This is a genomic window from Flavobacterium sp. RSP46, assembly GCF_003984825.1.
In the GTDB taxonomy this organism is placed as follows: domain Bacteria; phylum Bacteroidota; class Bacteroidia; order Flavobacteriales; family Flavobacteriaceae; genus Flavobacterium.
This window is the reverse complement of the sequence record NZ_RYDM01000007.1, coordinates 118,790-132,372: the sequence shown is the minus strand read 5'-3', so window position 1 is coordinate 132,372 and position 13,583 is coordinate 118,790. Positions and strand designations below refer to the sequence as shown.

Annotated in this window: 12 protein-coding genes; 7 read left to right on the top strand and 5 right to left on the bottom strand. The window is 35.2% G+C overall.

Annotation, left to right across the window (positions count from 1 at the left end; genetic code table 11):
* Nucleotides 1–50: 50 nt before the first annotated feature.
* Nucleotides 51–1,529: a proline--tRNA ligase gene (proS, locus tag EKM01_RS11890; protein WP_126455034.1), complete on the bottom strand. Its 1,479-nt coding sequence runs from the start codon at nucleotides 1,527–1,529 to the stop codon at nucleotides 51–53.
* Nucleotides 1,530–1,630: 101 nt separating this feature from the next.
* Between proS and EKM01_RS11885 the strand changes: the two genes are divergently transcribed.
* The 5 genes from EKM01_RS11885 to EKM01_RS11865 all read left to right on the top strand — a co-directional run bounded on the left by EKM01_RS11885 (nucleotide 1,631) and on the right by EKM01_RS11865 (nucleotide 7,271).
* On the top strand, nucleotides 1,631–2,659 hold the full coding sequence (locus EKM01_RS11885; protein ID WP_126768534.1) for a hypothetical protein: 1,029 nt from the start codon (nucleotides 1,631–1,633) through the stop codon (nucleotides 2,657–2,659).
* Between the two features lie 53 nt (nucleotides 2,660–2,712).
* Nucleotides 2,713–4,239, top strand: coding sequence for an OmpP1/FadL family transporter (locus tag EKM01_RS11880; protein WP_126768531.1), 1,527 nt, complete (start codon nucleotides 2,713–2,715; stop codon nucleotides 4,237–4,239).
* Between the two features lie 262 nt (nucleotides 4,240–4,501).
* Nucleotides 4,502–5,815 carry a 30S ribosomal protein S12 methylthiotransferase RimO gene (gene rimO, locus EKM01_RS11875; RefSeq protein WP_126460374.1) on the top strand — a complete coding sequence of 438 codons (1,314 nt, stop codon included), beginning with the start codon at nucleotides 4,502–4,504 and terminating at the stop codon, nucleotides 5,813–5,815.
* Between the two features lie 38 nt (nucleotides 5,816–5,853).
* Complete coding sequence (locus EKM01_RS11870; RefSeq protein ID WP_126460371.1) at nucleotides 5,854–6,333, top strand: hypothetical protein; 480 nt, start codon at nucleotides 5,854–5,856, stop codon at nucleotides 6,331–6,333.
* Nucleotides 6,334–6,368: 35 nt separating this feature from the next.
* Nucleotides 6,369–7,271: an N-acetylmuramoyl-L-alanine amidase gene (locus EKM01_RS11865; protein WP_126554391.1), complete on the top strand. Its 903-nt coding sequence runs from the start codon at nucleotides 6,369–6,371 to the stop codon at nucleotides 7,269–7,271.
* 454 nt (nucleotides 7,272–7,725) lie between these two features.
* Here the strand turns inward: EKM01_RS11865 and EKM01_RS11860 are convergent, their stop codons facing one another.
* Nucleotides 7,726–8,775, bottom strand: coding sequence for a porin (locus EKM01_RS11860; protein WP_126561913.1), 1,050 nt, complete (start codon nucleotides 8,773–8,775; stop codon nucleotides 7,726–7,728).
* Nucleotides 8,776–9,382: 607 nt separating this feature from the next.
* On the opposite strand from EKM01_RS11860, the gene EKM01_RS11855 reads away from it, so the two are divergent.
* Together EKM01_RS11855 and EKM01_RS11850 are read left to right on the top strand one after the other, a co-directional pair.
* Nucleotides 9,383–9,691 carry a hypothetical protein gene (locus tag EKM01_RS11855; RefSeq protein ID WP_126460363.1) on the top strand — a complete coding sequence of 103 codons (309 nt, stop codon included), beginning with the start codon at nucleotides 9,383–9,385 and terminating at the stop codon, nucleotides 9,689–9,691.
* A 199-nt stretch (nucleotides 9,692–9,890) separates the two neighbouring features.
* Nucleotides 9,891–10,370 carry a hypothetical protein gene (locus tag EKM01_RS11850; RefSeq protein WP_126768529.1) on the top strand — a complete coding sequence of 160 codons (480 nt, stop codon included), beginning with the start codon at nucleotides 9,891–9,893 and terminating at the stop codon, nucleotides 10,368–10,370.
* 94 nt (nucleotides 10,371–10,464) lie between these two features.
* On the opposite strand, the gene EKM01_RS11845 is transcribed toward EKM01_RS11850, so the two are convergent.
* From EKM01_RS11845 to EKM01_RS11835, 3 genes are all read right to left on the bottom strand, one after another.
* Entirely contained in the window at nucleotides 10,465–11,301 is an 837-nt protein-coding gene (locus EKM01_RS11845) for a hypothetical protein (protein ID WP_126515547.1), read from the bottom strand.
* A gap of 164 nt (nucleotides 11,302–11,465) precedes the next feature.
* On the bottom strand, nucleotides 11,466–12,818 hold the full coding sequence (locus EKM01_RS11840) for an NAD-dependent succinate-semialdehyde dehydrogenase (protein WP_126576882.1): 1,353 nt from the start codon (nucleotides 12,816–12,818) through the stop codon (nucleotides 11,466–11,468).
* Between the two features lie 96 nt (nucleotides 12,819–12,914).
* Complete coding sequence (locus EKM01_RS11835) at nucleotides 12,915–13,565, bottom strand: GNAT family N-acetyltransferase (protein ID WP_126563911.1); 651 nt, start codon at nucleotides 13,563–13,565, stop codon at nucleotides 12,915–12,917.
* Nucleotides 13,566–13,583: the final 18 nt, after the last annotated feature.

Here is a 13,583-nt window from a genome sequence, read left to right as displayed (position 1 = left end):
CAACTATTTTTGAAACGCACAATAGCTGGTGCTAAAAAAAAATATTTTTTTTAATATGCCTTCGCAAATAACACTCTTCCTATCGAGCTTTTCCCAGTAAAGACGCAGTTTCCCGCTGCTAAAACCCTGTCCAGGGGTATGCATCTAATAGTTGCTTTAGTCAAGTCCTTAATCTTTTCCTCAGTCGCTGCAGTTCCGTCCCAATGTGCTGATACAAAACCTCCTTTGGCATCTAAAACCGCTTTGAACTCTTCAAAACTATTTACTTCAGTAACATGTGTATTTCTGTACTGTAATGCTTTTTCAAATAATTCTTTTTGAATTTGCGCTAGTAAATCGTTGATATACGTTTCAATTCCATCTTTAGAAACGACTTCTTTGGTCAATGTATCTCTTCTTGCAACCTCAAAAGTTCCATTTTCTAAATCTTTTGGACCTACAGCAATCCTAACCGGCACGCCTTTTAATTCCCATTCTGCAAATTTAAAACCTGGCTTTTGAGTCGTTCTGTTATCATATTTGACAGCGATTTGTAATTTTCGCAAAGCCACAGTCAAAACAGTTACTGCTTCAGTTATTGCCGCTAATTGTTCCTCTGTTTTATAAATAGGAACAATCACGACCTGAATAGGCGCTAAACTAGGAGGCAATACCAGGCCTTGGTCGTCTGAATGCGTCATCACTAATGCCCCCATCAAACGAGTAGAAACACCCCACGAAGTTCCCCAAACATATTCTTGTTTTCCTTCGGCATTTGCAAATTTCACATCAAACGCTTTAGCAAAGTTTTGCCCTAAAAAGTGTGACGTCCCCGCTTGTAATGCTTTACCATCCTGCATCAACGCCTCGATACAATAGGTTTCTTCTGCTCCAGCAAAACGCTCGGTTTCCGTTTTTATTCCTTTTATAACTGGAATTGCCATAAAATTCTCAGCAAAATCAGCATACACGTGCATCATTTTTTCTGATTCTTCTACCGCTTCTGCTTTAGTAGCGTGCGCTGTATGCCCTTCTTGCCATAAAAATTCTGCGGTACGCAAAAACAATCTCGTTCTCATTTCCCAGCGCACCACATTTGCCCATTGGTTAATCAGTAATGGCAAATCTCTATACGATTGTACCCATCCTTTATAAGTAGACCAAATAATAGCTTCACTTGTAGGACGTACAATTAATTCTTCTTCTAATTTTGCATTGGGATCCACCATTAGTTTACCAGGTCTGTCGGGATCATTTTTTAATCGATAATGGGTAACAATAGCACATTCCTTAGCAAAACCCTCTGCATTTTTTTCTTCGGCTTCAAACATGCTTTTAGGAACAAATAGAGGAAAATATGCATTCTGATGTCCGGTTTCTTTAAACATTCGATCCAACTCTGCTTGCATTTTTTCCCAAATTGCATATCCGTAAGGCTTGATAACCATACACCCCCTCACCCCTGAATTTTCGGCTAAGTCAGCTTTGACAACCAACTCGTTATACCATTTTGAATAATCTTCCGCTCTTGTAGTTAAGTTCTTACCCATGTTTTATATTTTGGCACAAATTTTGTTTAATATTTATTTAACTAATAATTACGCAAAACTAACTATTTTTGTAATGTCCAACAATAAAAAACCCTATTCATATGAAAACTAATATTATCTCCAACCGAAATACCTTCCTTTTTTCTTTAATAGGGTTTTTGAGCATTCTTTTAAGTTCCTGTGGTTCTTACCAAAATAGCTCCTACTACGATTCTGACGGAATCTATGGCAATACTTCCTATCAAATTGCGGAACGAGAACCACAAAATGATCCAAATAACCAATATACTGCGTATTTCAATTCACTTCAAAACAACTACCGATCCAATGAAATCTTCACAGATGTAGATACTTACAGTGATTATGATTTAGAAAACGATACTCTTCAAGAAAACTACACTACTTATGCTGGATGGGGAGGTAATGCGCAATCCGTAAATGTCTATGACAACGGATGGGGTATGAATAACTGGTACGGAAACAATTGGGGCATGAATAACTGGTACGGAAACAACTGGGGATTTAACGGTGGTTTTGGATGGGGAATGAACATGGGGTTTGGGTGGAATAACTGGTATGGCAACAATTGGGGATGGAACAACTGGTATGGAAACAATTGGGGATGGAACAACTGGTACGGTAACGGCTGGGGAAACTATGGCTATGATCAAAACAATGTCAATTATTCTTCTAGTGCAGGCCGAAGAGGGTCTTCGTATTCCAATTCAAATGCGATAAACAACACCAATCAAACAAGCAGAGAATATTCCCGAAACCAAACCAATACCACTATTGGCAGACGAACTAATAACGCCAACTTTAGAAACAACACTTCTGATTTGCGACGAAACGCAACGAATAGCATCAACCGAACAAGTCCTACATTCTCTAGGAATCAAGGTCAACCGCAAAACAGTTCGTACAATACGCCCAGAAGAAGATCCAACACAAACAATGCGCGCAACCAAAACAATGCGCCTTCACGATCTTTCACACCAACAAGAAATGACAACAACAGCCGTTCTTATAGCCCAAGTTCAAACATGTCTAGATCTAATAATTCAGGTGGCGGAAGATCTAGTGGTGGTGGTAGATCATCTGGCGGTGGCGGAAGAGGCGGAAGAGGATAAAAAAATAGTGCGGAACCATCCTTTTTGATAAAAATTAAATACCCCAACAAAAAATGAAAAAACATCTATATTTATTACTCGCTGGCTTATCATTTACCGTAGCCCAATCACAAGAAATCTCTGATGCACTTCGGTATTCACAAAACAATTTAAATGGAACAGCCCGTTTTAGAGCCATGAGCGGTGCTTTTGGAGCACTTGGGGGCGACCTGTCATCTATCAATGTAAACCCTGCTGGTTCAGCGGTGTTTACCAATAATCAAATGGCTGTTACATTGACTAACTTCGATACTAAAAACAATTCAAATTACTTTGGCGGGACAGCAACAGAGAAAGAAAACTCTTTTGATTTGAATCAAGCAGGAATTGTATTTGTTTTTAATACCAGAAACCCAAACAGCAAGTGGAGAAAAATTTCCTTAGCCATAAATTATGAAAACGCCAATAATTTTGATAATGGGCTGTTTTCCGCAGGAACCAATCCAAACAATTCTATAGCTAATTATTTTTTGAGTTATGCTAATGCCAACCCAAACAAAAACCAACTTGGTATTCCACTCGGATTTATTAAAAACAGTAACTATTTTGAATTAAACTTTGCAGACCAACAAGCTTTCTTAGGCTATGAAGGATACCTAATTAACCCAGTAGAAGATACAGAAAACAATACAGTCTACACTTCTAATGTGCCAGCTGGAGGAAATTATTATCAAGAAAACTCCGTTTACAGCACGGGATACAACGGCAAATTATCCTTTAATGCAGCAACTTCCTATAATGACCAATTCTATTTTGGATTAAATCTAAATTCTCACTTTACTGACTTTCGTAAATCATCTACTTTCTATGAAGACAACAGCAACCCATTGGGAGCTAATGATCAAATCACTAGGCTACAATTTAACAATGACCTCTATACTTACGGGTCAGGATTTTCATTTCAAGTGGGTGCTATCGCAAAAGTTACCAACGAAATTCGAGTAGGTTTGGCCTTTGAATCTTCTACATGGTACACTTTGAACGATGAGCTTTCTCAAAGGTTAATTACGGTAAGAGGTAACTCTAGCGGCGAATTACCGCAGGAAGTGGTAGACCCGGAAGTGGTCAATGTTTATGAGCCCTATAAATTGCAAACACCAAGCAAGTTAACTGGTAGTTTGGCTTACGTATTTGGAAAGACCGGTTTGATTAGTATTGATTATGCCATGAAAGACTACAGCAACACCAAATTTAAACCTGAAAGCGATGCCTTTTTCAACACTCTAAACAATGACATGAATGAATTGCTCGACAATACCGGAGAATTAAGAATAGGTGCCGAATATAAAATTAAGGCATTAAGTCTAAGAGCAGGATACCGGTACGAACAAAGTCCGTATAAAAATGCCGTAACCGTGGGTGATTTAACTGGGTATTCCGCAGGTTTAGGATATAATTTTGGATCTACCAAACTGGATTTAGCCTATTCCTATGCCAAAAGAAATTCCCAACAAGGTTTTTTTAACCAAGGATTCACTGATGGAGCAAGTATAGATGCTATTAACAACAATGTTTCTTTGACACTATTGTTTGAGTTGTAACGTCCTGAAAAATGAATTAGAAAAATCCGTTTCGTGATTGTGAAACGGATTTTTTTTAGCCCTGATGGCAGTAAAAATCCTCCCGATTATTTTCGGGAGATTACTTCCTCTAGTAGTCATTTTTATAGGAGTTCAGTGAACTTTGTTTGTAGCGTACAGCAGGAATAGCTCCTTAAAAAGTGTAAAAGAAACAGAAACAAGTTCCGTTTGAATAAAAAAGTGTAATTTTGCAAAATTCCCAAATTATCGGGATTCTAATGTTATGAGAACGAAGTCTTTAAAAAAGAATAAAATAAACGTGATCACTCTTGGGTGTTCAAAAAATGTATATGATAGTGAAGTGCTTATGGGTCAGCTACGCGCAAGCGGCAAAGACGTTACGCATGAAGCTCCGGAAGCCGAGGAAGGAAATATCATTGTAATAAATACCTGCGGATTTATTGATAATGCCAAGGCCGAATCTGTCAACATGATTCTGGAATATGCGGACAAAAAAGAAAGAGGATTAGTTGATAAAGTATTTGTTACTGGATGTCTGTCCGAGCGTTACCGACCTGATTTAGAAAAAGAGATTCCAAATGTGGATCAATTTTTTGGAACTACAGAGCTACCACAATTATTAAAAGCCTTGGGAGCGGACTACAAGCACGAGTTGCTTGGAGAACGACTGACTACAACTCCAAAAAATTATGCCTATCTAAAAATTTCCGAAGGTTGTGACAGACCATGCAGTTTTTGTGCAATACCCTTAATGCGAGGAAAAAACGTTTCACAAACAATTGAAAAACTGGTAAAAGAATCCGAAGGTCTAGCAAAAAATGGCGTTAAAGAATTGATCTTGATTGCTCAGGATTTGACGTATTACGGATTAGATATCTACAAAAAAAGAGCGCTTGGAGAACTACTGGAAGCTTTAGTTAAAGTAGAAGGAATTGAGTGGATTCGTTTGCATTATGCTTTTCCAACCGGTTTTCCTATGGATGTACTGGAAATCATGAAACGCGAACCTAAGATTTGTAATTACATTGATATTCCGTTGCAACACATTTCAGATTCAATTTTGAAATCCATGCGTCGCGGAACAACGCAAGCAAAAACAACAAAATTATTAAAAGAGTTTCGCGAAGCAGTACCTGGAATTGCAATACGCACCACTTTGATCGTAGGATATCCCGGAGAAACACAAGAAGATTTCAATATATTGAAAGACTGGGTTCAGGAAATGAAATTTGATAGAATGGGCTGTTTTGCTTATTCTCATGAAGAAAACACACATGCCTATTTACTGGAAGATGATGTTCCAGATACTGTAAAACAAGAGCGCGCCAATGAGATTATGGAGTTACAATCACAAATTTCATGGGATTTAAATCAGGAAAAAGTAGGTCAAACGTTCCGATGCATCATCGACAGAAAAGAAGGTGGCCATTTTGTAGGCCGAACTGAGTTTGACAGTCCAGACGTAGACAATGAGGTTTTAATAGATGCATCAAAACATTATGTAAAAACAGGAGAGTTTGTGATGATCAAAATTATCGAAGCAACGGAATTTGATTTGTACGGAGAACCGGTATAATTTTTTAAACGATTTTTTAATATTTTAAAATGCTACACATGAAAACAATTCAATCAGTACTAGTGATCACATTTGTATTATTATCAGTCCACACCATTTCAGCACAATACGGAAACGGCGGTTATAATAATGGATATGGAAACGGGAACGGTTACGGAGGAAATCGTAGGATGAATAGCGGAATGGATCAAACCAGAACTCCTGAAAAACCTAAAGAAATTCCTGTTGAAGTTTCAGTTGCTAAAATAATGGAAACTATAAAACCGGAACTTAATCTGGATGAACTCCAAGTGGTAGCAATGTCTAATATCTTCATTGAAAGCTTCAGAACTCAAGGAATGCTTCTAAAGGCAGAAACCAGTCAGGAAGATAAAATTAAAAACATCGAGGCACTATCTGAAGTTACCGATAGAAAATTAATGGCATTATTAAATGAAGATCAGAAGGAAAAATTCATTATTTTAAAAAAAGAGCAGAAAAATCCAAAAAAATCAAAGTCTAAAAAGAAATCGAAATAATCGTTTTTTTATTTCATTATAAAACTCAAATCCTAATGAGAAATATTTTTTATACCCTATTTTTCGCCCTTGCTATTGCTGCTTGCTCCACAAATCCATACAAGAAAACTGAAAAGGTATATGACACCAAACTCAAAACATTAAAAAAAACGATTTCTAATAAGGATCCTAAACCCCTTCCGGTTGTTCCTCCGGTTGAATTAAACAGAGATACATTATACACGCAGCAATTACATACCTATAAGGATACTATTTTCAAAATGGGATCTACGTTTTTGGAGAATGGAATCAATACAAAATGGATTGGTACCGTCAATTTTAATTTACGCAAGCCTAATTTTATCATTATTCATCATACAGCGCAAGATTCATTGCAACAAACCATAAATACATTTACAAAAACAGAAACTCAGGTAAGTTCCCATTATGTAATTTCAGATGATGGTAAAGTCGTGCAAATGCTGAATGACTACCTAAGAGCCTGGCATGCCGGAAATGGCTCTTGGGGAAAAAATACGGATATTAATTCAGCTTCTATAGGAATTGAACTCGACAATAACGGATCCGAAGTGTTTTCAGAATCACAAATCAATAGCTTATTAGCCCTTCTAACTAAGTTAAAAAAAGATTATAACATTCCTGCTCAAAACATTTTAGGTCATGCGGATATTGCCCCAACCAGAAAAAAAGATCCCAGCGCCTTATTTCCCTGGAAAATTTTAGCCGAAAAAGGTTTTGGAATTTGGCCTGATGAATTTCTACAAACAGCTCCTTTTGATTTTAATGTCGATCAGGGATTACGAATTATTGGGTATGACACTAAAAACATATCTGCTGCTATTATTGCTTTTAAACTTCATTATATTCAAGATGAAGTTACTGATGTTTTAGATGAGAAAACAAGAAATACCATTTATTCTATTTACAAACAACAATAGCAAAAGCCCCTAAAACAATCCTAAACGGTTTTTTGAATTTTCAAAGAGCCGTTTTTTGTGTCCAAAATTGAATAATTAATATTTCTCCAAACCACTGCCGAAATTATTAATGAGTACTGAAGTAAAACCAAAATCGGCATTAGTTTTTAGTCATACATTGGCACTCGTTGGATGCAATTGTTCAAAACGTCAATCCGAGTGTTTTTTGTGGAGTAAAACGGAACAAAGCTTCTCGATACGCTTCGCACTTGAAGTGACGTGTATCGAGAACTGTTTTTAATACTAATTTTCTAGTTCTTGATATAATCCCGCCCAAAAGCGGGATCATTCGAACTGACGAAAATTTCCATCAAAAACTAATTACACCCAACGGGTACTTTAGGAAATTTTAAACAAAAAAACTGCCAAAATACAAAAGAGTATCCTGGCAGCAAAAAAAATATTGTTTTAAATACTAGAATGAATAGGTTGTAGCGAGCAGTGCAAATGCGGTCAAGACTTTTGGAGCAGCATCATTATTTGAAAAAATAGCTTCAGAGGCGGAGTCAAGTCTGAATTCCGGAATGATAGTCAAGTTACCAACCTTGTAGTTTAATGACAATGTATTCCCTATAACACTAGTTCCAGCAAGCAATCCCAGCGCAGGAGTTGCCTCTTTTGCATCTAAATATTCCAATCTGTATGTCAGACTTAGGGATTCTTTTATAGCAACATTTGCATAGCCTACTAATGCAAACCACTCTCCATCCAATGAACTGTCAAAGTCGTTATCAGTCATTGCATACGTACCATTAAACCCTAAGGAAAATGCGTCACTAAGTTTCTTTGTTCCAACGAAATCAAACTGCGTCTTATTTTCATCAGAAGCTGGATTACTACTACCAGATGTTACATTAAAAAAGGCGCTACCTGTATCGCCCAGAAACGCAAGTTGCCCTATAAACGTTTTTTGAGTTGAGCCTGCATCAATAGTAGATTTAAAATCTGTAGGATTAGTAACTCCCGCCATAAAACTGAATTTTCCAGTAGTATATTGTGCTTTTACCCCTGTATTAAAAAAGGGTCCGTAAGTAAAGGCATAGGACATACTGTAGTTTTTATTATCGACAGCATCCAATAATTCATATCCCAGATGAGTTCCAAAACTACCAGCAGTAACTTTGAACTTATCTGAAAATTCATATGTGAAATTTAATTGCTTAATCATAAAAGTTGCATTGGTATCATTATAAGTAAACTGAGCGGCTCTGTTACCAAAACCTAAATCTACAAAAACAGAACCTTTACCCCTTTTATGTGACGCTTCGATAGAAACCATTCCTAGTTCAAACGAGTTATGAGAATTAGTAAAACTTGTCAAACTGTTGTCTATTCCGGAAAAATCATATTTGTAATATGCATCTGCAGATCCTGCAAAAGTTGTTGCTGGAACCGCAGAGCTTTCTTGTGCAAATATAAAAGTTGTGGTTAGCAATACTGCTAAGATAGTTACTGTTTTTTTCATCTTTAAGGTGTTTTAATTAATAATACAGCTTGGTAATTATTTGGTTTTGGTTACTATTTAAAAAAATCAGAACTAAAATAATTGCTAAAAACATTATTTTATGCTGCTTTTGGTGTGAATTTTTCCCTAATCCTAAAGCGAATTTATTAACTTTTACTCCACTTAAATTACTATTTCCCACTTTTTTATCTTGTTTAGAAAAGAATTATCAATAACGAAAAATCAATAAAAAAAAATCATTATTCCATATTTTTACGAAAGTATTTTAAAAATTCAATAATTAAATTTTACATTACACCCCCTATTTTTTTGATTAAAATAAATTTAAAATATAAAAAATAGAATATTATTAATAAATAAATATACTTAATAACAACAACCCCCATAAAAAATACAGTTAAAAAAAATTAAATATTTTTTACTAAATTTAAATAATTTTGTTTTTTTATAGTTCTACGTTTTGTAACACAAAAAAAATATTCTTTTTTTTTAAGTCTAAGAAACGAGTTTCAATGAAAATTAAACAGTAACAAAAAACGTTTTTTCTATTTTTTATTTTATGAAAATTTTAATGGTAACTCCCATTCAATTGTATTAAATTTATACCATGCTTCGTACCCTAATTAAATTAAATCTTATAGTCCTTTTTATTGCTTTTTCCGTTACATGGATTAGTGAGGCAGTTGCTGTTTTTGTCATTGACAGGAAATACGAAGTGTACGAAGTGTTTGAAAATAATACGGAAGAAAACAATTTCGAGAATAAACTAAAAACGCTTTTCATAGGTACCGTAGCCCTCCCAAATGCATTAGCATACGATTCCATTGTTCCAAACAGAATAAACGCTTTGGATTTATTCAAAGCAAAAGAGTCGCATTTAAAAAATTCAACTCCACCTCCGGAGGGCATCGCTTGATTTTATTATATGTTTCCTAATACACCAATTGGGGCAAAACCTATTTATAGCCACAACGTACTTGAGATATGATTTACTATCAATAGTAATCACAGCCATACGCAAGTATTTTTTTTATTAGCTGAAAGTAAAGCGCTGTAATTAAATTAAAGAAGTTGGCAAAACAGCAAAAGCAAACAATCCCTTAATATCTGAACACATGAAAAATTTATTTATATTATTCACAATTTTATTCAATGTTGCATTAGTTGCACAAACTCACGAAATCATTACGCATGACGATAAAAAAATGGATGTAAACTTCATCAAAATGGAGAATAATCTGGTTTATTTTGCAGTACCAGGCAGTAGTGAAGAAAAAAAAATCAGCCAATATGCCGTTGCTCAATTAAATGAAAAATCAGCTGCCGATTCAAAACTAGTTTCGGAAAAAATCAATGTCCTTGCAAAATCAGATTATAAAAAAGTAATCGTCTTAAAAGACTTTCAGACAATTGGTCTAAAAAAATCCGGGGTCATCACTAGTTTTTATGGAAAAGCAAAAGGAGAAACTAATACCTCCTTTATACATGGAGGAGAAAAGCGATTAAAAGAGAATGCTGCTCGCAAAGGATATCCATTTATTGTTATTCTATCCAATACACCTAACGATATAAAAGCAATTACTTATACGTATTAAGGAATCGTTTTTAAAAAGAAAATTTATACCATGCAAAAAAGCTGTAGTCCAAATTTTAGACAACAGCTTTTTTTAAATACACTCAATTCATTTTTTAATATGAAAAAGTAACTCCTGCTACTAAAAATTGCTTTCCAAATGGTTCTAAATTAGCTTTGTTTGATGCAGCATTATAGGTATAATTTAACCAAATAGGCATTGTTACGCTTTCACTTAATTTAATATCTTTTGATGCTTTGCACCCCAAGTTTACGAACGAAAGTTTATCATAATCACCAAAGGTATAATAGCCCGCTTTGTTATTAAGAACTGCTCCTACAACAGGAGACAAACTTATGCCCAAAGGAACTTCAAAACTATAGCCCACTTCCATGTAAGTAGTAAAATTTTGTTTGCCTTTTAAATCATTCTCATCTTTATATCTAAAATCATTCCCAGCAACCAAAGTACTCAGAGTAAACCAAATAGGCACTCCTTTTTCAGAAAAATCAAATAAAAACTGTAAATCAATAGATTGTGAACCATCATTTCCAAAATTAAAAAAATCATTAGAAACCCCTTCTTGTTTGTCTGTGGAAGGCCAATAATAATCTTGTAATGAAACGGTTAAATAATCAGTAACTGCGTAATTAATAACAAAATCTAACTCTCGATACCCTTTTGAAGCGCCATTTGCATCATAATATTGTTTTTTGAAATTATGAGTTGCCCACAAACCCAGAGAAAGTTTATCAGTTACATTATAATTTCCATACAACTGAACTACAGGATAATTTCCTCCCCAAGATTGTCCTCTCCAAATGTATCTACTGGCGATATCGAGATTTATATCCCATTTCTTTTCGGTTTTGGTTGTGTCTGAAACTTTTTCTTGAGCAAAAATTAAGGAACTGCTTAGCATTAATGCTAAAAAAACGATTAGATTTTTCATGTTTAAATTGGTTTTCATTATTAATTTGGATGGTTAGGTTAATCTATTTTTTAGGTTCTTAGCCTAAGTTCAAACTTCTTTAATAAAGATGTAAATTAGCATCTGTTATCTTCATGAATTCAATATTCTAATTAATTTCACACATAAAAACAGCTAGCATGTTTTTATTCAATAACTAAGGATTTCATATTCATAAATTCTTTGATTCCAACTTGAGATAATTCTCGCCCATAACCCGACTTTTTGATTCCTCCAAAAGGAACACGAGAATCAGAACGCACTAAAGAATTTACAAAAACATTTCCTGCTTCAATTTTTCTGGCTAGTTTATATGCCTTTTCTCGATCTTCTGTCCAAATTGCAGAAGCCAAGCCATAACGATGATTATTAGCGATAGCAATAGCATCATTTTCATCTTTAGCACGCACAATGGTGGCTAATGGCCCAAAAGTTTCTTCTTGGAAAGCAATATTATTAGAATCTACAAAATCTATTAATGTAGGCTGAAAATTACAATTTTCACGATCTCCTCCTACTATTAATTTCGCACCTTGTTGCAATGCTTTTTCTAATTGATGGCTTAGTTTTTCGGCCAAATCCAAACGAGCTAATGGTCCCATATTAATTCCATCTTGTACAGGATTTCCTTGACTTAAAACGCATACTTTTTGGGCAAAAAGAGCCGCAAATTCATCCGCTACTTTTTCGGTAACGATAAATCGTTTGGCACAAATACACGCCTGGCCTGCATTGAGCATTCTGGATTGAGTGGCAACAGTCGCCGCTTTTTCAATATCGGCATCATTCAAAACTATGAATGCATCCGAACCTCCCAATTCCATAACCGATTTTTTGATGTATTTCCCGGCTAATGATGCTACCGAAGAACCGGCCATTTCACTTCCTGTCAAGGTAACTCCATGAACAATATCCGAAGCAATTACTGCTTCTACCTGCGGTATATCAATTGTTATTTGTTGGAAAACTCCTTCTGGAAAACCGGCTTCCAAAAAGGCATTTTCTATAGCTTTGGCACAGCCTATAACATTTGGTGCATGTTTTAAAAGAGTTACATTTCCCGCCATAATTGTAGGAGCAGCATAACGCAACACCTGCCAAAAGGGATAATTCCAAGGCATAATTGCAAAAACGGCTCCCATTGGGTCGTAAACCGACATGCTTGTAAAAGGGGTGTCGTACTTTTCGTCTTTCAGCATTCTCTCAGCATTCTCGGCATAAAAATCGCAATTTCCTGCTGATTTTTCAACTTCAGAAATTCCTTCGGATAAAATTTTACCCATTTCATTAGTAATTAATAAACCTAACTCATCCTTCTTAGCTCTCAAAATGTTAGCCAGTTTTTTCATTTTATCTCCTCTTTCCTGAAAAGACGTATTTCGCCAATTTTTAAAAACTCTTTCTGACATTTCCAATTTCTGATTCAATTGTGCGTTCGTCAACACTTCATGCTCCGTGATGATTTCTCTTGAAAATGGATTTATTGATTTGAATATCATAATTTTTTTGGTTTAAAATTTAATGTTGTACGCTTAAAGTTCCTTGACAGAACTCCATTGTGACTGAACACTGAATACTTCGAACTGACCACTTTTTTAATGGTTTTCACTTAATTTCGTATTTGGATCCAAAGGCCAATACATCAAAACCGAACAATTACCGCTTCTGGGATCATCTAAATAATCGAATAAAGGTTCCACTAAAATAAAACCACATTTAGTTTGAGCGGTAACAGTGGGGTCAATAATTTCTCCTTTAATTAATTTATCACAATATTCAGCAATAGTCATTTGATCTTTAACATTATCAAACCCAATAGGCATTCCTGCGGTCATTTGCCCTTTGGTTCCCAATGCTCTAGCTACCTCCTGACGTGCATTGTAAATTTCTTTACCAATACCTTTCCCTTGATAATCCGGATGAACTGAAACGTCTAATCCGTAAAGCCATTCCGCTTTTGGATCGTGTGTTCCCAACCATAAATTATCCGAAATTTCCAAGAAAGTATGATTTCCTTCGTGGTAATTTTGCAGCAAAGTTGTTGTTGCGGCAATAACTCTATCGCCATCTAAAACAACCATTTGTCCTTCAGGAAAAATCTCCATGTGACGTATGTATTGTGCTTCAGTCATCAACTCTTCTTCAGACAAAGTTGGAAAAACAATTTTTTGAAGTTCAGCTTCTTGTTTGGCATATTCAGGAGTAGCTGTTCGCAAAATGTATTTACCTAAAATTTCTTTTTTCATATATTTATAATTAAATGA